Annotated in this window: 15 protein-coding genes; 5 read left to right on the plus strand and 10 right to left on the minus strand. The window is 45.4% G+C overall.

The window, feature by feature from the left end; translation table 11 throughout:
* Positions 1 to 480: 480 nt before the first annotated feature.
* Together QUA77_RS06080 and QUA77_RS06085 are read right to left on the minus strand one after the other, a co-directional pair.
* Positions 481 to 3,654, minus strand: coding sequence for an EAL domain-containing protein (locus QUA77_RS06080; RefSeq protein WP_333449558.1), 3,174 nt, complete (start codon positions 3,652 to 3,654; stop codon positions 481 to 483).
* A 407-nt stretch (positions 3,655 to 4,061) separates the two neighbouring features.
* Entirely contained in the window at positions 4,062 to 7,337 is a 3,276-nt protein-coding gene (locus QUA77_RS06085) for a PAS domain S-box protein (protein WP_333449559.1), read from the minus strand.
* A gap of 542 nt (positions 7,338 to 7,879) precedes the next feature.
* Between QUA77_RS06085 and gatB the strand changes: the two genes are divergently transcribed.
* From gatB to QUA77_RS06110, 5 genes are all read left to right on the plus strand, one after another.
* Complete coding sequence (gatB, locus tag QUA77_RS06090) at positions 7,880 to 9,382, plus strand: Asp-tRNA(Asn)/Glu-tRNA(Gln) amidotransferase subunit GatB (RefSeq protein ID WP_333449560.1); 1,503 nt, start codon at positions 7,880 to 7,882, stop codon at positions 9,380 to 9,382.
* A gap of 359 nt (positions 9,383 to 9,741) precedes the next feature.
* Positions 9,742 to 10,908, plus strand: a complete 1,167-nt coding sequence (locus QUA77_RS06095; protein WP_333449561.1) for a pentapeptide repeat-containing protein — start codon at positions 9,742 to 9,744, stop codon at positions 10,906 to 10,908.
* Between the two features lie 43 nt (positions 10,909 to 10,951).
* The gene (locus QUA77_RS06100) at positions 10,952 to 11,527 is read left to right on the plus strand and encodes a Uma2 family endonuclease (RefSeq protein ID WP_333449562.1); all 576 of its coding nucleotides are present in this window, start codon (positions 10,952 to 10,954) and stop codon (positions 11,525 to 11,527) included.
* 80 nt (positions 11,528 to 11,607) lie between these two features.
* On the plus strand, positions 11,608 to 12,246 hold the full coding sequence (locus QUA77_RS06105) for a Uma2 family endonuclease (protein ID WP_333449564.1): 639 nt from the start codon (positions 11,608 to 11,610) through the stop codon (positions 12,244 to 12,246).
* 107 nt (positions 12,247 to 12,353) lie between these two features.
* The gene (locus tag QUA77_RS06110; protein WP_333449565.1) at positions 12,354 to 13,586 is read left to right on the plus strand and encodes a pentapeptide repeat-containing protein; all 1,233 of its coding nucleotides are present in this window, start codon (positions 12,354 to 12,356) and stop codon (positions 13,584 to 13,586) included.
* 79 nt (positions 13,587 to 13,665) lie between these two features.
* Here the strand turns inward: QUA77_RS06110 and QUA77_RS06115 are convergent, their stop codons facing one another.
* The 8 genes from QUA77_RS06115 to dpdE all read right to left on the minus strand — a co-directional run bounded on the left by QUA77_RS06115 (position 13,666) and on the right by dpdE (position 25,153).
* Positions 13,666 to 13,857 carry a hypothetical protein gene (locus QUA77_RS06115; protein WP_333449566.1) on the minus strand — a complete coding sequence of 64 codons (192 nt, stop codon included), beginning with the start codon at positions 13,855 to 13,857 and terminating at the stop codon, positions 13,666 to 13,668.
* Between the two features lie 337 nt (positions 13,858 to 14,194).
* A complete protein-coding gene (locus QUA77_RS06120) occupies positions 14,195 to 14,464 on the minus strand; it encodes a response regulator (protein WP_333449567.1) in 270 nt (89 codons plus the stop codon).
* A 173-nt stretch (positions 14,465 to 14,637) separates the two neighbouring features.
* Positions 14,638 to 15,018 carry a response regulator gene (locus tag QUA77_RS06125; RefSeq protein WP_333449583.1) on the minus strand — a complete coding sequence of 127 codons (381 nt, stop codon included), beginning with the start codon at positions 15,016 to 15,018 and terminating at the stop codon, positions 14,638 to 14,640.
* Positions 15,019 to 15,145: 127 nt separating this feature from the next.
* Positions 15,146 to 15,580, minus strand: coding sequence for a hypothetical protein (locus QUA77_RS06130; protein WP_333036536.1), 435 nt, complete (start codon positions 15,578 to 15,580; stop codon positions 15,146 to 15,148).
* A gap of 116 nt (positions 15,581 to 15,696) precedes the next feature.
* A complete protein-coding gene (locus QUA77_RS06135) occupies positions 15,697 to 16,077 on the minus strand; it encodes a response regulator (RefSeq protein WP_333449568.1) in 381 nt (126 codons plus the stop codon).
* Between the two features lie 57 nt (positions 16,078 to 16,134).
* Positions 16,135 to 19,569 (minus strand): PAS domain S-box protein, encoded by a 3,435-nt coding sequence (locus tag QUA77_RS06140; protein ID WP_333449569.1) that lies wholly within the window; start codon positions 19,567 to 19,569, stop codon positions 16,135 to 16,137.
* A 74-nt stretch (positions 19,570 to 19,643) separates the two neighbouring features.
* A complete protein-coding gene (locus tag QUA77_RS06145) occupies positions 19,644 to 21,548 on the minus strand; it encodes a response regulator (RefSeq protein WP_333449570.1) in 1,905 nt (634 codons plus the stop codon).
* A 269-nt stretch (positions 21,549 to 21,817) separates the two neighbouring features.
* Complete coding sequence (gene dpdE, locus QUA77_RS06150) at positions 21,818 to 25,153, minus strand: protein DpdE (protein ID WP_333449571.1); 3,336 nt, start codon at positions 25,151 to 25,153, stop codon at positions 21,818 to 21,820.
* Positions 25,154 to 25,203 lie beyond the last annotated feature (50 nt).

The following is a 25,203-nucleotide window of genomic DNA, read 5'->3' on the forward strand; positions in this document are numbered from 1 at the left end:
GGTTTGAACCGCCGTGAATTTTTCCATTACACGAGGATTGCTAGATGGGAGTGTACTTTTGTAATGTACTTTCAGTGGGACAATTACCACTTCCAACCTCGCAACCCGCGATCGTATAATGTTCGCTCCATAAGGAGCCTCTATGAGAGGGGTAATGTTAGCTTGCGCCTTAGTTAAGGGCCGATACTATATTTAGGACACTGATTTAACCCAATAAGTCTATTTAATCCTAAATTTCGCTTGGCAAGGAACTAGCTTCGCACTCCCTGGTAGGTCTTTAACTCTTACCGTTAACGTAGTACGCAGCTACACATCTGGTCAACTATCGTTTAAGTCTGAGGCTGAAAGCCCAGTATCTTTAGACATGGGTTGTTGACAGTGATTTGGATGCCGTAGTTATTAACTGACGCCAGTTAGGGACTGTTTTAAAATATTTTAAGATTTTATGCTGAAACGGGACTCACAAAATGCCGTGTTTTTTTAATGGCCTTTCTCTAACAAACTAAATGTCAGCAAATTCTGATTTTCTGCTTGCTGTCGGATTAGGGTTGCTGCTGTTTGAGAGTCTACTGCCTTTGAGAAAAAGAATCCCTGGGCGTACTCACATTTTAACCCTTTGAGTATAGATAGTTGCGAGGCTTCTTCGACTCCTTCGGCTACTACATCCATGCCTAAATTGTGGGACAAAGTAACGATCGACCGCACAATTTCGGTCGGGTCAATCCCTCCTTTACTGAAATCGAACTCCCCTCCCATCCTGCTAACAAAAGAACGGTCTATTTTTAAGGTATTGGTGGGGAAGCGGTGCAGGTAGGAAAGCGATGAATAGCCGGTACCGAAGTCGTCAATACACAAGTGTATGTTTCGGGTTCTGAGCTGTACCAGCATTGCTGTTACTGATTCGGAATTTTCTATGAGTACGCTTTCGGTAATTTCTAGTTTTAAACTGCTGCCGTCGAGGTGAGTTTCTGCGAGAACTTGATCGATGTATTCGATTAAATCTGGCTGAGAAAACTGTTTGACAGAAATGTTGACGCTAACGCTTAAGGGGGGATTGCTGGGAAATAGCTGCTGCCACTGGCGGATTTGGTGGCAAGCTGTGCGGAGTACCCAGCGGCCCAGGGGTACGATCAAGCCGGTTTCTTCGGCGATGGTGATGAATTCACCGGGGGAAACTAAGCCGCGTTCTGGATGCTGCCAGCGCACTAGGGCCTCAAAACTGGTAATTGTGTTACTGGCGATCGACACGATCGGCTGGTAGTGAATAATAAACTGGGGCGCTGCGGATAAGGGAGGTAAGGCTGATTCGGGGGATGAGGGAAAGTCTTCTTCTCTGACCGACTCTCTAATTGATTCGATCGCCCGCCGTAGGTCGTTTTCTAGCTGCAACAGGCGCAAAGCGTGGGCGTGCATGGAACTGTTGAAAACTTCGTGTCGGGCTCTGCCAAGTTCTTTGGCGCGGTACATTGCTGTGTCGGCGTCGCGCAGCAGGGTTGTCGGTTCCAGGTATTCGCCAGAACTCAAAGCTATGCCGATGCTGGCGGTGATAAATACTTCGTGTCCGTCTAGAAGGAGAGGGGAGGTGATTTTCTTTTGCAGGCGGTTGACAATGGTGGTAGCTTCATTGATGCCCTCGATGTCTTCTAGCAACAGCACAAACTCGTCACCTCCGAGGCGGGCCACTGTATCTCCGACCCTCAGACAAGCTTCCAGACGCCGCGCGATCGAGACTAGCAGTTGATCGCCGATGGCGTGGCCGAGGGAATCGTTGACTACTTTAAATCTATCTAAATCGAGAAACAGCACCGCAAACAAGTAGTCTTTGCGCCGTTTTGCCATCCTCAGAGCGTGTTCCAGCCGATCGGTCAATAGCGATCGGTTGGGCAATCCGGTGAGGGCGTCGTGAAAAGCATCGTGCAGCAGTTGTTCTTCGGCGAGTTTGCGCTGAGTGATGTCGTGACAGTTAATCACGATTCCCTCGACTGCGGGATCGTACAGCAAGTTGGTGGCTACAGCTTCTACATAACACCAGGAACCGTTGCGGTGGCGGACTCGGTACTCAACTGGGCACTGGCTTCTTTTGGGGTTTTTAATGGCTTTGTGGAGGGTTTCGGCGATCGTGGCGCAGTCGTCGGGGTGAACTATTTCTAAGGCGCTGCGCCCGATCGCCTGGTGGGGCGCGTATCCTAAAATTCGCTTGACGGAAGGGCTGATGTAGCGGAAGATTCCTTCGGCGTCGAGAATGATCGTGATGTCTGTGGCGTTTTCAATCAGCGAGCGAAATCGCTGTTCGCTTTGGCGCAGGGCTGATTCTGCTTGTTTGCGATCGCTGATGTCGAGGGCTACTCCGTCTATAATTACGTCGCCGTTTTCGTTTTTGGAAAATTTAGCGCTGTCTTGCACCCACTTGATCTCCCCAGATCTCAGAACGATGCGGTACTGGCGATCGCACGGCAAAAGACTCGCTCTCGATGCTGCTACGTGGCTGTCAGACGAGCTTTTGTCCTCTGGATGGATGATTTCGGTCAAGAGTTCTGGGTGCGAAATCACTTCTTCGGCCCCGAACCCAGTAACTTCGCGCACGCCCGGACTGATGTAGGGCAGGGACATTGTGCCATCTGGATGCAGCACGGTGCGGTAGACTGAGCCGGGAATGTTGGCTGCCATTGTGGCTAGCTGCTGCTGGATGCCGCAGACTGCTGCTTCGGCGCGCTTGCGTTCTGCAAGCTCGGTTTGGGCTTGTTGGTAGAGTTCGGCTTGGTGGATCGCGATCGCGCACTGATCGGCTATGGCTTTGAGTAGCGACAGTTCTTCTGCGCTCCAAGAGCGCGCCCGATCGCACTGATAGAGGCTAATTCCTCCCAAAAATGACTGCTGGTAGAGCAGTGGCGCGATCGCGACGGAGCGAAACCCTACCAACCCTGCTGATTCTTGCAGGGACGGGGACAGTGTCGATAACTCGTTGATAATCAGGGTTTCCCCGGCCGCGAGCCCCGATCTGTAGTGCTCGGCTACTTTGCAATTTAGCCCAACAAACCCTTCTCGGTCGGATGCTTTGCTGATGTAGCGAACTCTGATGCCGCCTTCAGCATCTGGCTGCAAGATGGCGCAGGCGCTGATGTCTAGAGCTTCGTGCAGTTGATCTGCGGTGGTTTGCAGCACTTCGTCGAGTACAAGGGTGAAGCGCATGGCTTGGAGGATGCGGTTGATGATCGCTTCTCGCTGAGCTTGCCGCTGAATTTGGGCGATCGCTTCTTGTTGCTGGCGCCGCATTTTGTATTCTTGGAGCGATCGTTCTAAGACTGTTGGCAACCTAAACAGTCGCCCTTTTAATACGTAATCGGTCATTCCGGCTTTGAGGCACTCAACTGCCGCTTCTTCTCCCAAACTTCCCGTTACTAAAATCAAGGGTATGTCTTGCCCTAATTCCTGCATTAATTTCAACACTTCTAAACCGTTGAAGCCGGGGAGGCGGTAATCTGAGAGTACAGCATCGTACTTGTAATTTTCGAGCAGTTTTCTGCACTCTGTTGCTGTTTCGGCAGTGTCGCACTTAAAATTTACCCCCCCCGATTCTAAGGCGAGCACTATTAATTCCATATCTTCTGCCATGTCTTCGATAATCAACAAGTTTAATGTTGATTCCGCAACCATTTTTAGTAGATAGTTAGTCTGATTTATATCTAACATAATGTATTTGGGAGGTTTTCAATTGGTTATTCGTGTTTTTGCTAGTAATTTTTTAGACTGAGTTTTGTTGTTAATTTTATCTCTATATTTTTAGTTATTTTTAGCAAAATCAATTATCTACTCTACTCGCCAGACCTTGATTTAGCACCGGCAGTCGAGGGCTGACCGAACCGATTGGGGATCATCCCCATTTTTAAAAGAGCGTTTTTTAGGAGTAGGAGCATCTTGGACAGCCTAGCCTAGATCTTTCGCTTCCATCCCTAACAGTGAACACTCCTGTCATACCAAAATTCTGATGCTCTCACCGATTGTGACTTATTTAAGTGTATAAGAGTTTTAAATTTTGAATTTAAAACTCTTATACACTTAATTTACGAATCTATACTACCGTTTGAGATTGTTTGCCCTAGTTTAAAGTAAAACGTGGCTCCTTGACTAGGTAGGCTTTCGGCCCAAACCGTGCCGCCGTGGCGGTGAATAATCCGCTGGACGATCGCCAAACCGATGCCCGTACCTTCAAATTCTCTCTGGGAGTGCAGCCTCTGAAAGGCTCCAAACAGGCGATCGGCATATTCCATTGGAAAACCCACCCCGTTATCCTTGACAAAAATCGTCCCATCCGGTAAACCCTCAATAACTATTGTAGCTGGAGTGCGTCGGCGACTGAACTTGACGGCGTTGCTAATCAAGTTGCTGAACACCTGTTGCAGCAAGGTTGGATCTCCCATTACAGTTGGCAAATCTCCGACGGTAAATTCAACGCTGTGGGGAGTTTGGGCCGGATCTGCGACAGTTGGTGGTTTAGTCAATTTAATCGCATTTTGTACCAAACGGCTCAGATCGATCGGAATTTGCCTCAACTCGGTGCGAGTCACCCGCGATAGGGCGAGCAAACCGTCAATCAACAGGCTCATTTTTTGGCTGCTTTCTTCAATTACTTCCATATAGTGAACTATTTTGCGATCGCTCAAAGCCTCAGTTAATTCTAGCCGCTGCTTCAACGCTTCTACAAAACCTGAAATGTGTCGCAAAGGTGCGCGCAAGTCGTGGGAAACTGAGTAAGAAAAAGATTCTAATTCTTGATTGGCAGCTTCTAATTGCTCTGTGCGTTCTGACAAAGCTTGTTTTGTCTCTACCAACTCAGTGATATCGCGAGCAGTGCCAATTAAAGCATAAACCTCGCCGTTGAGATTTCTCAGCGGAATTTTAAACGTGTCGAAGTAAGCATTGCCACCCGGCCTCACAAATTTTTCCTGGTAGTGCAGAGTTTTGCCCGATTCAAATATGTGCAAATTTTCCTGCCTAAATCGTTCTGTGAGTTCGCGGGGATAGCACTCAAAAATAGTTTTGCCCTGCATCTGCTGCCTGCTGTAGAAGCCGGAAAATTCTGCAAGGGGATGGTTGACAAAAGACAAGCGCATATTGTCCCGTTCTACAACATAAATGTAGTCCGGCAAAGCATCAAAAAAAGTCTCTAATTCTGCGGTACGCTGGGCAACTTGAGCTTCTAAAGTTTCGTTGAGTTCTTTAAGTTCAGATTCTACTCGTTTGCGTTCGGTGATATCTTGACCAATGCCGATACACCTGCCGTCCGAAAGACGAACATTTGCCCAAGAAGTGTCGATAATTCGCCCGTCTCTAACTTGTGTTTTGAAGTCGCTCCAGTTCTGATTTGCTGCTTGGATTTCCTCCAAAACGTATTGACGGTATTCTGGCTGCGGATAAAATTCCGCCAAGATATCGCGGTCTTTGGTTTCCGCCAAACTCCAGCCGAGCACTTGTTCCCAGTGGCGGTTTACCCAGTTTACTTCACCGCTGCTTCCCAAGAATGCGAGCATGACAGGCACGTTGTCGAATATAGTTTGCAGCAGTTCTTTTTGCTGTTTTAATGATTCTTCGGCTTGTTTGCGATCGCTGATATCGAGTACGGAACCGATAAATTGTACAATTTGTCCGTCTGGGGTTCTTTTAAAAATTTTAGAGCGATCGTGCACCCAGCGCCATTCCCCATTTTTGTGTTTTATTCTGTAGTCTATGTCATGCGTTTCATGGGTATTGCTGCTGTGTTTGAGCCGCTCCCTACCTGTAATTAGCTCTAACAAATCATCGGGATGAACCAACTTAGCCACAGCGTCTGTACCCAAATCTTGCAATTCTTGGGGAGTGTATCCCAGCATGGCTGTGACCGATTCATTGGCATAAATATTTTTGTTTTCTACTGCATCGTAAATGTAGAGAAAGTTAGGTATAGTTGTAACAATACTCTCTAAAAGTTGCTGATGTTTTTGCAGTTCCAATTCTGCCTGCTTGCGATCGCTTAAATCCAGCACAAAACTGACTCCTAACTGCTGCGTTCGTTCTAAAAATGTGCTGCCCAGCATCACCGGAGCGCGGCTCCCATCGGAGCGCATAAATTCTTTTTCAAAGGGAATAACGGTATTTCTAGCCCTCAGTTCGGCAACTTTTTCTGTGTCTAAACGCACGTATTCTGGCGGTGTCATTTCTTGCCAGTTAATTCTTCCGGCAAGCAAATCGTCCCGCGTATATTTTACCGTGTTTAAAAAAGCGGCGTTGGCATCTATAATGGGACCATTAATGTCCCAAAAGATTAGACCGATCATGTTAGAATCAACTATTGTTCTAAATTTAAATTCGCTTTGTCGCAACTGGGATTCCACTTGTTTTAGTTCAGTAATATCCCGGGCTATGGATAAAACTGTTTCTACTGAATTATCTTCAGTAAACTCGGGAATAACTCGACAGTGGTAATGTTTTATGCCCTCGGGAGTGGGAAACTCAAATTCTATGGTTTCTTGTTTTCCGGTGCCAAAAACTTTCAAAAAAGTGTCCTCCCACAGGTCGCACAAGTGTGGTGGCATTCCTGATTCTCTGTTGCTCTTGCCAATTAATTCGGCGGGGGTTTTTCCGGTTGCTAATTCTACTGCGTGGTTGATGTAAAGGTGGCGGAATTCTCTATCAAACCTGGCGATGATATCGGTCGCATTTTCCGCTAGGGTGCTGAAAGCTTGTTCGCGCCGGTGCAGTTCTTCTTGAATGCGGTGGCAATCGGTTATGTCTCTGCCAAAAGAGAGAATAGAAACTACTCTTCCCGATTCATCTTGGAGTGCAGAATTGTACCATTCGCAGTAAATTACCGAGCCATCTTTGGTATAGTTGCGGTTGCGGCAAATGTTGCGGGTTTCTCTGCTGTGTAACAGTTGATTTGTGACGCCGCACACTTGCTCGAAGTCTTCTTGATGAACTATTGACCATTCGTGCCAGTATTTGCCGATTACTTCTGCTGCACTCCAGCCAAATAGTTGTTCTGCCATTGGCGACCACCGCATTACCCGAAATTCGCTGTCCCACTCTACAACTGCCAGGGGCGAGTTTTCTAGATGAAATTCCCGCCGCGAGTTGGCTTTTTTTATTTGAGTTTGAAGTTGCTGCCGGAGTTGCTTCGCGCCGGCCAAGCGATCGCTAATTTCCTGTGTGTTTGCTGAGCCGGCTTTGGCAATGTCAGCAATGGTTTCTGCTGTTTGTTTTTCGAGTTCGTTCCAAGCGAGTTCGAGGGCTGATTCCGCCTGCTCTAGCTCAGTGATGCTGTTCTGAAACAGTGTGGCACTTTCTACTGGAATTTCAGGCATAGGTTTTACACTTAGGCAAGTGTTACTTTTAGAATTCAAAATTAAAGCTTAAAAATTAAAAATATGTAATTTCCTGTTAAATTATACATTTTTAATTTTTAGTCTGTGCGTGGAGCAGATCGTTGGAGGCGGCGGGCGTTATTAAATACTGCCAGTAAAAGGATTTGGGGTGTACATTGATCAGCAATTGTGGTGGATGGATCTAAAACTCTCCTGGGTAAGGGAAGGGTGCGGGCAGGAGCAGGCGGTAAGTATATTTTTGCACAGAGTTGTTGTTTGGGGGCGCTCAAAAGGAGATCGGCGTGGCTGCGGGCTTGGGTCGATCGCGAATCTGTAGCACGGCGTTGCCTATGCAGATCCCCATTTGTCTCAACTAAACACGCTTTATCCAAGTCCGGCAGGGGTTTAAACCTGCTGAACTCAGGGTTTGACGCGCTTGTAGACACCAATGAAACCGCCCCTACCTACAAATACTCTCCAATCACTTTGGTCAATAAAAAGCTAAAATAAAATCTAAAGTTATTCAGTCTTTTAAATCGCTTATGACTGCTGCTGCACCCTCTTCGATAAAAAACCAAACTCAGTACGAAGCCATTATCGGTCTCGAAACTCATTGTCAATTGAGTACGAATACTAAAATTTTCTCCAGTTCTTCTACAGAATTTGGCAATGCCCCAAATACTAACATTGACCCAATTTGTATGGGAATGCCGGGAGTATTGCCAGTATTAAATCAAAAAGTGCTGGAGTATGCGGTGAAAGCAGGGCTGGCTCTCAACTGCGAAATCGCACCTTACAGTAAGTTTGACCGCAAGCAATATTTCTATCCCGATTTGCCTAAAAATTATCAAATTTCTCAGTTCGATTTGCCGATCGCTACTAACGGTTGGCTAGAAATTGAACTGGTGGATGAGACTGGAAATTCTACTAGAAAAAAAATCGGTATCACTCGCTTGCACATGGAGGAAGATGCCGGAAAATTGGTTCACGGCGGCAGCGATAGGCTCAGCGGTTCAACTTATTCAATGGTGGATTACAACCGCGCCGGTGTGCCTCTAATCGAAATTGTTTCGGAACCGGATTTGCGATCGGGCGCGGAAGCTGCCGAATACGGTCAAGAATTGCGCCGGATCGTGCGCTACATCGGTGTTGGCGACGGGAATATGCAGGAAGGTTCGCTCCGGTGCGACGTGAATATTTCGGTGCGCCCCGTGGGCAGAAAAGAGTTCGGCACGAAGGTGGAAATTAAAAATATGAACTCTTTTAATGCGATCGAACGGGCGATCGATTATGAGATCGAGCGGCAAATTCAAGCTGTGGAAAATGGCGAAACCATCGTCCAAGAAACGCGGCTTTGGGATGAAAACAAGCAGTGTACTTTCAGTATGCGGGTTAAGGAAGGCGCAAGCGATTACCGGTATTTCCCGGAACCAGATTTGCCTCCGATCAAAGTTTCGGCCGAGCAATTGCAGGATTGGAAAGCTCAACTGCCGGAATTGCCAGCCCAAAAGCGCAATCGCTACGAAACTGAGCTCGGTCTTTCTCCTTACGACGCGCGGGTGCTGACTGACGACAAAGCGGTGGCGGAGTATTTTGAAAAATCGATCGCCGCCGGTGCTGTGGCTAAACAAGCTGCGAATTGGGTGATGGGCGATATTACTGCTTATCTGAAAAATGAAAAACTGGCGATCGCAGAAATTCCTTTCCAACCGCAGGATTTAGCCGAACTGCTGGGGCTAATTGAGGCCGGTACGATCAGTGGCAAAATCGCTAAGGATATTTTGCCGGAGTTGCTGGCAAACGGTGGTTCGCCTCAGAAGTTCGTTGAGAGTAAGGGTTTGATTCAAATTTCGGATACTGGGGCGATCGATCGAGCGATTGATGCGGTGTTGGCAGCCAATCCCAAGGAGCTCGAACAGTACCGAGCCGGTAAAACTAAGCTGCTGGGCTTTTTTGTCGGCAAGGTGATGAAGGAAACGGGCGGCCGGGCCGATCCCAAACTGACCAATGAGCTGCTGGCGGCGAAGCTTAACGGCGCAGGCTAAGCAGTTGTTAAGGGGGTCGTGTAGCGGATACAGCGGCGGGCGATCGGTTTTTCCTGAGCTCGCCGCGATCCCTGGATCGTAACTTTATAATTAATCTACATTTCTTTACAACATCTTCACGTTTGGGGGTGACACCCCTCATCCCGACCGTGTTATATTGTGTTATGTAGATGCACCCTGATGGCAGAGAGAGTTACTTAGGTAGCTCTCTCTTTTTTTGTCTTTTTTTTTGCACGGACGTGAAAATACGGATGGGGGAGGGGATTAACCATACCGATCCCCGATTCCCGATTACCGATTAGCAATTACCGCTTTGAGTCGATTAATATCAATTTTAGTTATTAACTAATTTTGACATTATGAGCGAACAAGCTAGCGAGCTAATCAAGCAGGGGATTTCGCAATATCAGGCGCGTCAATTTGAGGCGGCGCTGAATTCTTGGCAGGAAGCGCTGGCGCTGTATCGCTCAATGGACGATAAGCGGCGATCGGGTGCGGCGCTGGGTAATATGGGCGTAGCTTACGAAGCGCTGGGAAATTATGCTCAGGCGATCGACTGCTACCAGCAGCATTTGGTGTTAGCGCGGGAAATTCGCGATCGCCGGGGCGAGGCTAATGCTTTGGGAAATCTGGGCAATGCTTGCTGTGCTCTGGAGGATTTTTCTGGTGCTATTGATTACCAGCAGCAGCGTTTGGCGATCGCGCGGGACACTGGCGACGGGCGCTCTGAATTGGAAACTTTGGGCAATTTGGCGCTAGCTTACGATGCTAAGGGAGATTTGCCTGGTGCGATCGAATGCTATCACCAGCAGTTGTCGATCGCGCGCACCAGCAAGGACGATCGCATTGAGCGCAATGCTCTCAAGTATTTGAAGCTGGGTTACAAGTATTTAGCCGATTACGAGAAGGCTAACCAGTACCGACAGGAGCAATTGGCGATCGTCCGGGAACTGTTTTTAATTGATAAAAATAAGAGTTTTTTACAACTTGCAGAAACAGTTGGTTTGAATCCGATTGAGGATTTTGCTGGGGCTAATTTAAGCGGTTTTGACTTGCACTACACTGATTTTAACGGTGCGGATTTGCGCGAAACCAACCTCCGAGGCGCAGATTTGACTTTGGCAGATCTCAGCGGTGCTTTGCTGAGCGCTGCTATTTTAATTGATGCTAATTTGTGCAATGCTAATTTGCGGGATGCTGAACTCAGCAGCGCCAATTTGAGCGGTGCTGATTTGCGGACAAAGCTGCCCCGGGCGAATTTGAGCGGTGCAAATTTAACCGGCGCCAATTTGAGCAGTGCTTATTTACCGAATGCGATTTTAGTAAATGCAAATTTGACAAATACTGATTTCAAGAATGCTGATTTAAGCGGTGTTAATTTGAGTGGAGCGAATTTAAACGGTGCTGATTTGAGTCGCGCTGATTTGACAAATACAGTAGTAAAAAATGCAAAGTTTTTTTGTTGTTTGGGAATTTCGGATGCCCTGAAGGTTGAATTGACGGCACGGGGCGGGATTTTTGAGTAGAATTAATTGGAAAGGTTGGTAATTGTAGAGGGTAAGAAAAGCTATGACTGCCGTAACTGCAAAACGATTCTCGATCGCAGAATATCACCGTTTGGAAGAACTGGGATTTTTCGCCCCCGATGAACGAGTTGAATTGATTCGCGGAGAAATTATCCTCAAGGCTACTAAAAGTACGTTTCACTCTGTTTGTAATTCGCTACTGTTAGGAGAATTGTACCCGCTGCTGCGAAAAAGAGCGATCGTGCGCGGTCAAGAGCCAATTATTTTGTCTGAGGATAGCGAACCAGAGCCTGATGTTGTGATTGCCCGCAATCGAGCCGAGCGTTATTTATCTTCTCACCCGCAGCCTGCGGATATTTTGTTGGTAATTGAGGTTTCTGATTCTACTTTAAAGTACGATCGGATAACCAAGTTGTCTCTCTATGCTGAGACTGGGATTTCTAATTATTGGATATTTAATTTGGTTGATAATGAACTGGAAATGCACAGCGAACCTTATCGGAAACAAAACGGAAGTTATAGTTATCAATTGCAACGAGTTGTTTTGCCAAATCAGACGGTGGTAATTCCTGATTTTTTCGAGTTATCTCTGGATTTGTCTTCGGTATTTCCAGTCTAGGCTTCCTTCGATGATATAATGCAAAAGTGCGATGGCTACGCCCCAGCTTGCGCCTACGAACTCTTCACCAAAGTAGCACTATGACAGCTAAAACTCTCGCTCCACCCGAACAAATTGTCGAGCTATCGGGTATCAGTTGGCAAACCTACGAAACTTTGCTTGCCGAAATCGGCGATCGGCAAATTCGACTGACATATAATCGCGGCAATTTGAAAATTATGGTACCTTCTCCCGAACACGAACGTTTCAAAACAATAATGGGTCGATTTGTTGAAACCTTAGCGGAAGAATTAGAGGTGAGAATTGAGCCTCTTGGTTCCACAACTTTCAAGCGTCCTGAACTTAGCGGTGTAGAACCTGATGAATGTTTTTACATCCAAAATGTTAGTGCAGTTAAAGGCAAAAAAAGAATCGACATGAATCAAGATCCGCCGCCCGATTTAGTGGTAGAAATTGATATTACCAGCCGTTCGGAAAATAGCTTGCAGGTTTATGCGGATCTGGGAGTGCCGGAAGTTTGGATTTATAATGGATCGCGGCTCAGAATCAACAGATTAGAAAATGGAGAATACGTTGAGGGCGAGATCAGTTTAGCATTTCCCAGCTTACCGATATTAGAGATTGTTAGATTTTTGGAACAAGCAGAAACAATGGACTATTTGGAATTAGTGAAAGCATTTCGGAATTGGGTGAAAAGCCAAATCCAGCAAAACCAATGAGTTGCGGATCGAATTAAACAAAATTTACAATCTTGTCCACAAAAAAAAGCTGTATTGTGATAAAATAGAAATAATAAACTAATTTAAATATCAATTACAGGCTGGTAGTGCCAGCAATTCTACCCGATATGCGATCGCTAGAGTCTCAAAACAAATACCCAGATTGCTTGTGGATGCAATTAGAAGCAATTCCACTTCCATCGGTTGCAGCCCAAACCCAGCAGCTAGACATTCACTTGAGCCTAAATTTTAACGAGCATTGGGAACCGCTGCTCGGCGGTCGCGTCAAATTTGGTCTGCAAGGCGGAATCCTCAAACTCCATCTAGAAAACTGCAAGATTCCCGTAGCATCTCGTCAGTTAGTCGGTTCTTTTAAGCTTTTGCCAATTGAAGAAACCCTGGCTATTCAAAGCAGTGCAGAAAATTTAGTAACCGAAACTCAGCGGGGAGTTCAGGGCGGGGAGAAGGCGGAAAAAATTAAGGAGACAGAGAGCATATTTTGTCACGTTTCCACAATCAGCGATGATACAACGCCAGCTTGGATTTTTTCAGTAGAACAGGGCAAATCAGTATTAAAAGGTTTGCTAAAAAATGCTAAGCTGGGAGAAATTTCTGGCAAAGAATTTCGGGTGGCAGCCGCTTTTGAGGTTGCTAAAGAAGATATTAATCTCACAGATGCGGAGGGTTTGTGGCCGCACGAGATCACGCCAAATCAACATTCTATTTTAGAAAGAATCCTGACTGTATACCTACAAAAACATAAACTCCAACCTGCCCTCAGTTGGGCGCTATTGTCCTACAATTTACCTCCGGTTGAACCGCGCGAACTGAAAATTGTCCCGGAAGCTGAATCGGAATTGCAGGAAATGGTCGATCGCATTATCTCGGCTGAAACCGACAATTTTGTGGAGTTGGCAAAAATCGCCAATCTCAATCCAGCACTAGATTTCGCGGGTAGCAGCTTGCGCGGAACGACTTTAAGTGCAGTGGATTTTAGCAGCGCAAATCTCGATCGGGTAAATTTCCGGGGTGCAACCTTAAACGATGCCGATTTCAGCGACGCCAGCCTGCAAAATGCCAAATTCGGCGGGGCAGATTTGAGCGGCGCTTTCTTAGGAAATGCCGATCTAAGCGGTGCAGATTTGCACAAAGCAAGTCTAGCTTTAGCTAACCTCAGCGGTGCCAATTTGAGCGGCGCAAATCTGCTGGAAGTGAACTTAACAAATACTAATTTCAGCGGTGCGAATGTCGAGTCAGCGAGGTTTGGGAACAATTCAGGAATGGAGGAGGAGATGCAGGTGAATCTACAGCAGCGAGGCGCAATTTTTGAAGAGGTTTAGCCCGTAAGTGCGAGATCCCTTTTATTCATCCGCCTCAATTGTGGCACGGGTGTCACGCCTGTGCGATGGAATTTAACCTTTAAACTATCGCCTCTGAAGAAAATTGCTTCTTAATCCTTAACTCTCTAACTACATTTATAGAGCTCGATGAACCGTAGCTGTTAAGACTGTAAACAGGCATTTCTTGCCAACACTGACGGCAAAACCAGTATAATTGAGCTTGGCGAATGTGACGCAGCAGTTGATTCGTGCAGCAAGGACAGCTTGTCATAAAAACCTCTTTTTTATCGAAAGTGTATTAGTCTCTTGTTGCCAAGCGCTGTAAGCTGGCTGGAAGCAGCCACTCTATGAATGTAGAGGTAAGAAGTAAAGATTTGGTAAAGAATACAAGCTTGTTAAGGAATTGATGCAAATCGAAATATTTCGTAAAAGTAGCAATAACTGAGAGAAATTGTATCCAACAACCCCCAGATTCCCACAGAGGATACTCAGTCTAAATCCCAACCCAAAACCTTCGCTATCTCAACGGTAAGCATAGTTGGCTTGAGAGAATTGACGATCGCTGCTGCAAGTTGAGATTTGTGTAACCAACTCTGTTGTAAATCGGATCATTTGGCTTTGAGAGTTACCAGCAGAACCGGAATTCCTTGGGTTTCTGGTTGGGTTTTTAGTTGTTTGAGAAATAGCAAGGCATCAATTTCGCCGATAGCAACATCCAAAATAATCGCCTCTGGCTGATAGAAACTTGCTTGTCGCAAGCATTCTTCACTCGAACTAGCAACTTCCACGTTCCAACCTACCAAATCAGTCAAGCAAGCCTGGATTACCTCGCCTATATTCTGATTTTTGTGAATTACTAAAAGTATGTTTGTAGTCATACAGATACCTTGCAAATGCTTCATGTTTTATTAAACAAAAGCCTGTAAAATAGTAGCCATGTCTGGGTTTTTGGCGGGGTAGTCACGCCCTAGGGTGAGTTTGGCAAGCCTATCAATAGGGATATTAAGATTGTAAAGTCTTAAGAATCCTGCGTCTGCCATACCGGGAAGTGTCAATCATCCCATCCCAAAATCTCTGCCACTTTTCCCGGCAGGGTAGTGACTTCAAATGGTTTGCGAATTACCCCAGCAACACCCATTTCGGCAAATTGAGCCATATCGGTTGACAAAACTCTTGCTGTCACCAGAATCACTGGAATTGATCGAGTAATGGGATTGGATTGGAGACGATCGTACACAGCAAACCCATCCATTCCCGGCATTGATACATCCAGCAAAATAGCGTTAGGTCGTTCGGTTTGTAGGATTTGTAAACATTCTTGTCCTGATTCGGCCACCAGGGTGTTCCATCCCGCGAGGTCTTCCAGGCACAACTGTACCAGTTCACGGAGGTGTTCTTGGTCATCAACGATGAGAATTTGTTTCCCTATCATCTTGCTTTCTGGCAGGAGACTGCCCTCATAATTAGCTAGTTGCAAAGTGTTCATTTTATTTGGGTTGATTAGAAATCAATTGTTCGGTTGCCAATTTGGCCTTAAATACACATTTTTAAGCAATTGCTTAAAAATGTGTATTTAAGACTTGAATCCGAACTTGGGATGGCGGAGTTCTCAACTTTTTAGCAAGCTGAATGGTTAAACCATCCGAGTGTATTTCAGTCCCATAAATTTCAGGATGTACGGGGTGGGGCAACGGGATGAGACTTTGAAATTGACTAGGAAGGAAATAACCTTCTACTCCAGCAGCTTCGGTAGGTTGACCTTGAATTAAAACAGTTTCTGGAGTGATGTGGAGATTCAATTTGACAAGATGAATGTCAGAAATGTGAACTTTAAGGATAAGAGTCATATCCTTTTCTTGAATTGTAATACCTGCGATCGGTGTTTCCTCTGTATGATCAATCCAAAGTGTGGATTGCTGACAACCAGTGGGCAAACCGGAAAATGAAACTGCGAGATCCTGATTTATATCATTCAAAGCCTGAAAAGCATTCATTTAGTCTCCTCCTAATGCAAAGAACTTTTAGCTGCATAACAGGAGACTAAATAACAACGGTAAGGAATTGGTAAAGATTCGGTTATTGTTACAAAACTTCACAAAAATGGTGAAAGTTATTCATCCCATCCCAAAATCTCTGCTACTTCTTCCGTCAGGGTGATGGGTTCGATCGGTTTGGCAATTACTCCAGCTACCGCCATCTGGGCAAATTTAGCCCGATCGCTGGGCAAAACTTTCGCTGTCAGCAGAATCACTGGAATCGATCGGGTAATCGGATCGGACTGCAGGAGCTCGTACACAGCAAACCCATCCATTCCCGGCATAGATACATCCAGCAAAATAGCGTTGGGTTGTTCTATTTGCAGTATTTGTAAACATTCCTCTCCCGATCCTGCCCCCACTGTTTCCCATCCGCCTAAATCTTCTAAGCAAGCCTGCACAAGTTCCCGAAGGTGTTCTTCATCGTCAACAACTAGAATTTGTCTGTCTGTCATGGCATTTTGGATTGGAGATTGTGAATTCGGGATTTATGGTACAGATTAATCTCAGCGTTATTCAACGGTGGCTAAGGGTAGGGTGAAGCAAAATGTGCTGCCTTCACCTAAGATACTTTCCGCCCAGATTTTGCCGCCATGCTGCTCAACAATACTACGACAAATTGCTAAACCTAAACCGGTGCCTCCTTTTTCGCGGGAGTCAGAAGCATCCACTTGCTGAAATCGCCCAAAAATGAGTTCTAGTTTATCTGCTGGAATGCCTCGCCCGCCATCGCTAACTTGGAACAGTACAAAGTCTGTCTGGTTTTCGGCACTCAGATGAATTGTGGAATCGGCAGGTGAGAATTTAATCGCATTACTGAGCAAATTTGTTAAGGTTTGGACGATCGCATCTCTTGTTGCCCCGACTTCTGCATCTGTGGGGTTAACGATTAATGAGATTTGCTGTTGAGTAGCGATCGCCTGCATGCTATCTACTGCTTGCTGCATCAAATCGGCAGCTTTGCAAACGGTTTTCTCAACAATTGTCCGCCCGGAGTCTAGGCGCTCCAAATCTAAAATATCATTAACCAGGTGGACTAATCGATTGGTATCGAGGAGGGCAATTTCAATCATGCGTTTAGATTTTTCGGGCTTTTTATCATAAACCCCACTTTTTATTAGTCCTAATGACATTTGAATTCCTGCCAAAGGAGTGCGAAGTTCATGGCTGACAATACCAATGAACTCATTTTTAATGTGTTCTAGCTTTTGTCTATCGGTAATATCTTCCCCAATGCTGATAGTTCCAATGATGTTTCCCTCTGAATCTTGCAGCATGGTATTGTTCCAGGCAATAAATCGTTCCTCCCCCGATTTGGTTAAGATAAAATTTTGATAATAGGGATGATAGTTATGGGCTAAAACTTCCGAAAAAACCACTTGAACCGATTGTTGATTAGAAGGGGGTAAAAAGTTTTCAAACCAATTCTTTCCCATAACTTCTGGGTGAGTATATCCTGTAATTTTTAAGAAGAAAGGATTAACATAATTAATATTTGCATCGAGATCAAGTCCGACAACAATCAACTGCACGTTATCCAAGAGCGATCGCCAGCGTCGTTCGGCTTCTCGGATCGTGGCTTCGGCTTGCTGACGTTCTTGCAGTTCGACCTGAAGTTGTCGGTAGAGTTGGGATTGCTGAATGGCGATCGACAATTGGCTGGCAATCTGTTCAAGTAATTCTATTTCCCACGATTGCCATTGACGAGGTGCCGTATTTTGGTAAATAGCTAACAAACCCCAGAGAGTTTCTCTCAAAAAGATCGGGAAAACTGCATAACTTTTTGCTTGTAAGTGTTCCAGTAGCTCGATATGACAGGGTTGAAGTTCAGCGCTGTAAATATTGTTAACAACAAAATTTTCATGATTGCGGAATCGACCGCCGTGAGTTTCTTGCAAATAGGTATCTGCACAATTTTGTTGAATATCGCTCCCTATCAGTTTTACCCAACCCTCACCAACTGACTCCACGAGAAAATCACCACTCCAATCAGGATTAAAGCGGTAAATGGCAGTGCGATCTGTTTGTAATGTCTCACTAATTTCAGTAACAGCAGTATTTAGAACGGCATTCAGATCCAAAGATTGGCGAATTCCTTGAGTAATCCTCCAGAGCAAATTTTCCTTTCTAGATTTTTGTAGTAAGGCTGCTTCCGTCTCTTGTCTAACTTCTTCGAGGTGCTTCGCTACGGTGATATCTTGCTGAACAGCCACTAGAACATCGCCATACTCGGAATGATTGAATACAGAGCAAGTGGCACTGCACCAAAATGGAGTCCCATCTTTCTTGACATTCTGAACTTCATAGCTGAATTCACTGTTTTGTAAAACAGCAGACCGAATGGCTTGATTTACATCTTCAGGACTGACCGATTCGGTGGCATAGTTGAGAATCGAAACGTGCTGACCGTTGAGTTCGCCAAAGTCATAGCCAAACATCTGCTCAAATTTAGGATTGGCATAGACAATGGCTGCATTATCTGCTCTTACTAAACAAATGCCTTCTGCCATGTTGCGGGTAATGACAGCCTGAAGATCCAGCATTTGTTCTTTTTGTTTGAGTTGAGTCAGATCCCGTAGACTGACGAGGACGCCGGAAATATTTTCACCTGCATCACGGAAAGGCGTATAGGTAACGCTCAAAAATTGCCGTACTAAATTGGGAGAGTCAAACCACTTTTCATACTGAATTGTTTCTCCCGCCAAACATCTATCTAAGCGAGGCTTGATGAAGTTATCAAACAACTCTGCACCCAGGATATTCCTAACAGAATTTCCTACAACTTCGCTTTCAGTTTTGTTGCACCAAGTCAAATAACCTTGATTGGCTATTTGATAAATATAGTTAATATTCATCAGCGCAATTCCATCTCTTGTATTGAATATGATGCGTTCATATTGGCGGAATGCTGCTTCAGTACATTTGCGATCGGTGATATCAAATACGCTAGAACGACTCATTATGAAGTTACCTGCTTCATCATAAATTGCTGTAGCATTTAAGTTTATCCAAATGATTTTTCCGTTTTTATTTAAAATCTGAAGTTCTAAATTGTTAATCCAGCCTTGTTGTTTAAATAAGGGAAAGTTTTGATAAAAAATATTTTTAGTTTCAATGGTCATTAAATCAACAAATTTCTTTTGGTGGACAATTTCATCGCGGGTATAGCCTAACCACTTCAGTTCCGTATCATTAATCATAATTATTGTTCCTGCTGCATCTAGGGAATGATAGCCACAGGGAGCATTATTATAGAGGTCTTCAACTTGATTGATATAGGGTGGCAAGCTATGGTTGACTTCACTGAGTTCTGCTGTCCGTTCTATGACTTGTTGTTCGAGTTCAGTATGGAGTTGTTGTAAGGAAATTCCTGCTTGTTGGCGCTCCCTCTGTTCCGTTTGTACTTGAGGAAATAAATCAGATTTCTGAATAGCAATTCCAGCTTGAGTTGCTAGCTGTCGCATGAGTTCAATTTCTGAGGCTTGCCATTCGCGAGGTTCTGCACACTGATGGGCAATCAATAATCCCCAAAGTTCTTCTCCCTCAAGGATAGGAACAAGCAGGTTAGCTCTAACTTGAAAAGTGGCCAGGAATTCCCGGTGACAAGTATCAATTCCGGCAGTATAAATATCAGATTTAGAGGTGAATAAGCCTTGTTTGAAGGGTTCGATATAGCTTTCACCCAAGCAAGGATCGTGTATCTGAGTGGATAAGATTGCTGTCCATTCTGAACCAACTGACTCTACCACCACATTTCCGCTCCAGTCTGGAGCAAATTGCAAGATAATTACGCGATCGCATTGCAGAATGTTTCTGAGATCCGTGACCGTAGTGTTGAGAATATCTTCTAGTTTGAGGGATGCGGAGAGAGAAAGTGCTGTTTTAGCCAGGACTTGCTGTGGCTGTTGTTGCCATTTCCCATAATTTTCATCAGTATGTTCTATCATTAATCTACTTACTTAATTACATTTTTTAGATTGAGGCAGAAACCGGGTTCTTAGCCCTCCTGCGTAAGTTCTATTTAAGTATTCCCAGGCTTCAGTAAAGGACGAGAGCGCTTGATTCGGCTGAGTACCCGCGTGATTAATTCAGGCCCTAGTATCGGCTTGGTAATAAAATCATCGGCTCCGGCTGCAAAGGCTTGTTGGAGAGATTCTGGATCGGTATGGGCTGTCACCACCAAAATCGGTAAATTTTCCCATTGGATATCCTGTCGGACAACCTGACACAATTCTAAGCCGCTGACGATCGGCATTTCTAGATCCAGCAATACTAAATCGGGTTCAGTGCTAATTAACACCTCCCAAAATTGCTGTGGTTCTTTGAGATTTGTCACCTCAAGTCCCCAAGGAGTCAGCAACCCTGATAATTTAATCAGCATCACAGGGTCATCATCTACGATTAAGACTTTGGCTTCTGAAGTTTTGGGACTGGGTAGAACACGGGTGATGGCTCGAAAAATTTGCTCGGTGGTTGCAGGTTTGTGGAGAAATTGCTTAGCACCTAAGCGCGATACAGCCAAGCGATCGGCAAGACTATCTCGTCCGGTAAAAACGATTATAGGAAGAGTAGGCGATCGCTCGGTCAGTTCTCGCAATAGCGTTAATCCATCTTCCTCTGTCTCTGCAAAGCTTAAATCCAGTAACATCACATCGGGCATTGACAAAGCAAGACGCGATCGGGCAGCAGTAATATTCGGCGCAATTTTCATCCGAAATCCCCAAGCTTCCGATTCTACTTTCAATCGCTCCGTTAATGCAGCATCATCATCAACTACCAAAACCCGATAGTTGAAATTTGAAATAGTAGAAACTGGTGCAGCCGTTGATGTAATCGGTGTTTTGTCTAACTCCTGATGTAATCCTGTCACCAATTCCGAAAAGCGGGTAATTTCCTCAGCAGTCAAAGAGCGATCGTTTATTAGTAAATGCTCTGCTGAGCGTGCCAATTTCGAGCCTTCGGGATAACCAAAAGATCCGAGAGATCCTGCCAATTTATGAGCTTCATGTTTGGCCGCTTGCTGTAATTCTGTTTCTAAATTTCCTGCTAAAAAAGCAGTTTTTGCCTGTTCCAATACAGCAATTTGTTGGTTGAATACTCCCCGAAACCGCTCTAAAACTTTGTCGCTCTCAGACTTATCTATCCCGCGAGATTGAGGTTTTTGGGGGCGCTGAATCCCAGGATTATTTGAACTAGATGACGCAGATTGGGGGTACGGTTTCAGTCGATAGCCCATGCCATAAATTGTTTCGATAATTTCTTCAGTTAAGCCGCCTGCCTTCAGTTTCTTCCTGACATCCTTAATATGAGTGATAATAGCGCGATCGGTTGGTGCGTCGTCAAATCCCCACAGACGATCCAAAATAGCACTGCGGCTAAAAATGCGATCGGGATTTCGCAGTAATAATTCCAGCAGATTATATTCTGTCGCTGTCAGTGAAATTATTTGTTCGCAAAATGTCACTCTACCAGAATCCAAATCTAAACAAAGATCTCCCCAAGTCAATGTATTAGCCGGTGAATTCTGAGTAGAACCTCCTGGGGAAAGTGCTTTACTGCGTCGCAATAAAGTTCTGATTCTTGCCAGTAATACTTCCGTAGCAAAAGGCTTGCTGATGTAATCATCGGCTCCCGCATCAAAAAGAGCCACCACCTCCGCATCTGAATCCTTTGCAGTCATTAACAGGATCGGTTTGCAGTAGCCTTGCGATCGCAGTTGCCGACATAGACTAATTCCATCTAGTTTGGCAACCTGCACGTCTAACAAAATCAGGTCATACTCAATTGCTGCTGCCAAGTCTAGGCCCGCTTGTCCATCATTTGCCCGATCGAACCCGTAATGATTTGCTTCCAACACATTGGTCAGTGTTGCACTCAGCCCTCCATCGTCCTCTACGAGCAGAATTTTTATCGGAGACTTCTTCATTTTGGCTGTGCGGTTCAATTTCCATGCGATCGACGCACTTTGATGTCAGGCCGAACCGTGGCTTTTAACTAAATCACTGCTACTCATTACTACTGCTTTTATCTTACCATTTTTGCAGTCCCATAATCTAAAAATAGCTGTCACTTCCGCAGTTTAGATAAGACTCATCCCCCATCCATCCATCTGCGTCCATCCCCGTTTATCCGCCTGCATCTGCGGTTCAAAAAGAGCGATCGCCCTCAAAAAGAGCGATCGCCCTCCCAAACAAATTATCCTTCATCCTCCGACTTTACAGGAGGACGCCCAGAAATCACAATAAATCCCACAGATTCGAGAGTCAGGTTTGGGCGGCGAATACCAGCTAAAACCGCTTCACTCAACATACTTTCCGTACTGATTTCCTCACCCAAAACCGATTCTAAAAGTTGTTCTGATTTAGAAAGTCGATTCAACCGCAATTGCAATTGATTCACCCGGTTTTCGAGTTGGATTGCAGCAGTGACAGCAGATCGATCGCACATTTCCACAAAAGCCGATCGCCCGCGCAGCAATTCCTCCGATACCACCCGTCCCTTTTGACAAAAATCATCCCATTCTAGCGGATCGACAAAACTGTCAATCAGCGACGTGCGATTTTTCGACAAATTGTAATCCCGATTCGGCCCGCCTTTCCCCTTATAAGCCCGCTGCAAAATCGCCAGAAGTTCCGCATCCTCCACCAGTGACATTTCTTCGCTGCGAGCATCTACAAACACAGTTTCAAAAATTGGCAGAAACAGAGAATCAGCGCGGCGCTGCAAAGCTTTTAAGTTGTAATTTTCGATGTTTTGTGCTTGCAACACTTGCTCGGCAGGCTGCACATCAGTCTGGATTGAATAATTAAACTGAAAGCCGAACCACTCCTTCCCAGGCGCAGCATCCCAACTTTCATCATGCCGCCACATGGCAAAAGCTTGACCGCGATCGTCCCAGCGAATATAAGAGCCAAGTGCATCGATCAATCCCTCACCAATTCGGTAAAGAGCGACATCCGCATTCTGATAAGCAATGCGGCGATTGTAACTGCCATATTGCTGGCAATAAGGAATCAATCTGGTTCTCAAATCGTTCGACGGAATCAACGTTTTTTGAGTAGGTTGATAGCGCAGCAACCCCGATATACTCGGATGTTCGATTTGTTTGAAGTGAAGAGCTTGACACAACCAACCTTCAGTAGCCCGCTGCATTTCTTTATGCTTAGCATCGCAGTTGTCGAGAGCTTCAAAATACTGAGATGCGCTGTCATCAAGAGTATCAATTTCATCGAGAACGTACTGTTCGTCTATTTTGATTTTCTCTTGTTCGATTTCAGTTTTAATCGCTTCAATTTCGCTGGATAAGCCCTTGCCTCCCTCAGCAAACAACTTTTCTTCAAGTTGGAGAAGTTTTTCCTCAGCATAAAACTGAAGGCTGGCAATAGATTTGTTGAAGATATCAAACCCATCTTTTAAAACTTGAAACCAAGCTTCGTGGGGACTCTCCGGCAAATCCGGGCCTGCAAACAAACAAAATTGGACTCCCATTTTGCTGCCAATGCGATCGACTCTGCCGAGTCTTTGTTCTAACTGATGGGGAAACCACGGCAAATCGAAGTGAACTAACCAATCTGTCACTTGTAGATTTACCCCTACTTCCGCCGATCGATCGCACACTAAGATAAAACAATGCGGTTCAGTCTTAAACCGCTTGAGACTAGCCTCAACATCATCAGCCGATTTGCTCGTCTCATGGCTGGCGATCGCATTTTTACCAAAGATTTTCGCTAAATTTTCCGCAATCTCTTTACAAGTTGCCGTAAAACTGGTAAAAATCACAATTTTCGGGAAACGCTCGCCGGGAATCGGCCGTTTAATTTGCTGTTGAATTCTCGACAGCAAATCGCGAGGTTTGCTGTGATACTCGCGCGGAACCTTCAAAGCAACTGCCAGAAATCGGAGAATCGCGATTCGTAACAAACTCAGTCGATCGAGTCCTTCCTGGGGCTTTTCCAGGGTGTTGAGCAAGGTTTCCAGTATTTCCCTTTCTTCGGGAAACAGCGCCGTTTTTGTCAAGATTGCCGTGTCATTTTGTCCAAATTCGCGATCGAGTTCTGGAGTCGATTTTTTCTGCAAACGAGCTTTGACAACCCGTTCTAAAACATTCAGCCAAGTACCGGAAGCGCGGAAAAACAGCAGGAAAATTCTCTGATATTCGCTCGACTTGGGAGCGACTGTGCGCCATTTATCGAGTACGGTTTGAATTTCAGACCACTGTTCATCATTCAGATCGTACTCAGTTTTAGGAACAGCATCTCGATCGAAAATCACATCTTCAACTGCATCGCGGCGGTTGCGAAGGATGCGGCGGTGCAGGCGGTAGGTATCGCTAACGTGAGTGCGAATAATTCGGACAAGCCGAGCCTGTTCTGCGGTTTGTTTAGTTTTCAAACAACTTTCTAACTCTGTTGCTAATCCGATTAAATAATCATCTTTGGCAAAAATAGTGCGAAGTTGAGCGAGTTTTGTTTTCAAAACAGCAGGCTTGGCATTTTCTCGGAAATCCAGCAAAGCGCCACCGATTTCTTGACGGTTTCGCACCTGTTCTTTGAAGCTTTCCAGGTCATCAAGACGGTAAGTTGTGGGATCTAGCAAGTGCAGCATTGTTAGAAAATCTTGCTCGCGGCCGAGAACTGGCGTTGCAGATAATAACAATACATTTTTGCTTTTCTGAGCTAGTTTCTGACAGAGTTCAAAGGACTGCTGCTGAGCGCGATCGCTCGAATTTGCCATTGCTGCCACATCATGCGCTTCATCCACAATCAGAAAATCTAGGTTGGCGTTGCGGCTAATTTGATTGATGTCGCTAACAGCCACAAGCTGCACTCGGTCAGCGAAATGAGACAAATAGAATTTATTTTCCAACTCCTGCCGCCACTGTTCGAGCAGGTATTTCGGAACAATTACCACAGCGCGTCCGTTGGGTTCATCTAGCAGGAATTGGCGGAGAATTGTGCCGGCTTCTACTGTTTTTCCGAGCCCTGGTTCGTCGGCTAATAAATAGCGCACGATAGGGTCTTCTAGGACGCGCCGGACGACTTCAACTTGGTGCGGATAGAGGTCTATGTTAGCAGAAATTAAACCCGTCATGCCGCGGCTGACGGCCCGCTGTTCGATCGCAGATTGAACGAATGCCAATCGGCGATCGTGAAAATACGGCGTTTCTTGGCCTTTGACTGCTAAAATGTCGATCGGATCGGCGATCGGGATATTGCAGCGAACGTAAAGTTCGCTTTCGACAGCTTGCAAACTTTGGCTGTCGGGCAGGTCAATTTCGTACTCTAATTTATCTTCATCCCAGTCATAAACTCGACCGATAATCCATCTTTCCTGAGTTGTACTCCAGAGGTAGCAGCGGGTTTGGCGCTGAAGTCTGGCTTCTTGCAGCAAGCCCAAAGGCACAGTTTTGCGGATGCGGTTTTTAACTGAGCAAAAATATTCAACTACGGCATCAGTACGCGATACCTCAACAACTTTTCCGACTCCCAAATCGTTTCTGGGCGATCGAACTAACGAACCAACATCAATCATAATTTCAGCCTGACAATACTTACTAGAATACAGTAACGCCTGAGCAACTA

It is taken from the genome of Microcoleus sp. K5-D4, from assembly GCF_036704575.1.
Taxonomy (GTDB): Bacteria; Cyanobacteriota; Cyanobacteriia; order Cyanobacteriales; family Microcoleaceae; genus Microcoleus.

Bases quoted from the DNA above. Each gene is read 5' to 3' on its own strand.
- QUA77_RS06080 (WP_333449558.1), bottom strand. From the start codon at position 3,654: ATGGTTGCGGAATCAACATTAAACTTGTTGATTATCGAAGACATGGCA.
- QUA77_RS06085 (WP_333449559.1), bottom strand. From the start codon at position 7,337: ATGCCTGAAATTCCAGTAGAAAGTGCCACACTGTTTCAGAACAGCATC.
- gatB (WP_333449560.1), top strand. From the start codon at position 7,880: ATGACTGCTGCTGCACCCTCTTCGATAAAAAACCAAACTCAGTACGAA.
- QUA77_RS06095 (WP_333449561.1), top strand. From the start codon at position 9,742: ATGAGCGAACAAGCTAGCGAGCTAATCAAGCAGGGGATTTCGCAATAT.
- QUA77_RS06100 (WP_333449562.1), top strand. From the start codon at position 10,952: ATGACTGCCGTAACTGCAAAACGATTCTCGATCGCAGAATATCACCGT.
- QUA77_RS06105 (WP_333449564.1), top strand. From the start codon at position 11,608: ATGACAGCTAAAACTCTCGCTCCACCCGAACAAATTGTCGAGCTATCG.
- QUA77_RS06115 (WP_333449566.1), bottom strand. From the start codon at position 13,857: ATGACAAGCTGTCCTTGCTGCACGAATCAACTGCTGCGTCACATTCGC.
- QUA77_RS06120 (WP_333449567.1), bottom strand. From the start codon at position 14,464: ATGACTACAAACATACTTTTAGTAATTCACAAAAATCAGAATATAGGC.
- QUA77_RS06125 (WP_333449583.1), bottom strand. From the start codon at position 15,018: ATGATAGGGAAACAAATTCTCATCGTTGATGACCAAGAACACCTCCGT.
- QUA77_RS06130 (WP_333036536.1), bottom strand. From the start codon at position 15,580: ATGAATGCTTTTCAGGCTTTGAATGATATAAATCAGGATCTCGCAGTT.
- QUA77_RS06135 (WP_333449568.1), bottom strand. From the start codon at position 16,077: ATGACAGACAGACAAATTCTAGTTGTTGACGATGAAGAACACCTTCGG.
- QUA77_RS06140 (WP_333449569.1), bottom strand. From the start codon at position 19,569: ATGATAGAACATACTGATGAAAATTATGGGAAATGGCAACAACAGCCA.
- QUA77_RS06145 (WP_333449570.1), bottom strand. From the start codon at position 21,548: ATGAAGAAGTCTCCGATAAAAATTCTGCTCGTAGAGGACGATGGAGGG.
- dpdE (WP_333449571.1), bottom strand. From the start codon at position 25,153: ATGATTGATGTTGGTTCGTTAGTTCGATCGCCCAGAAACGATTTGGGA.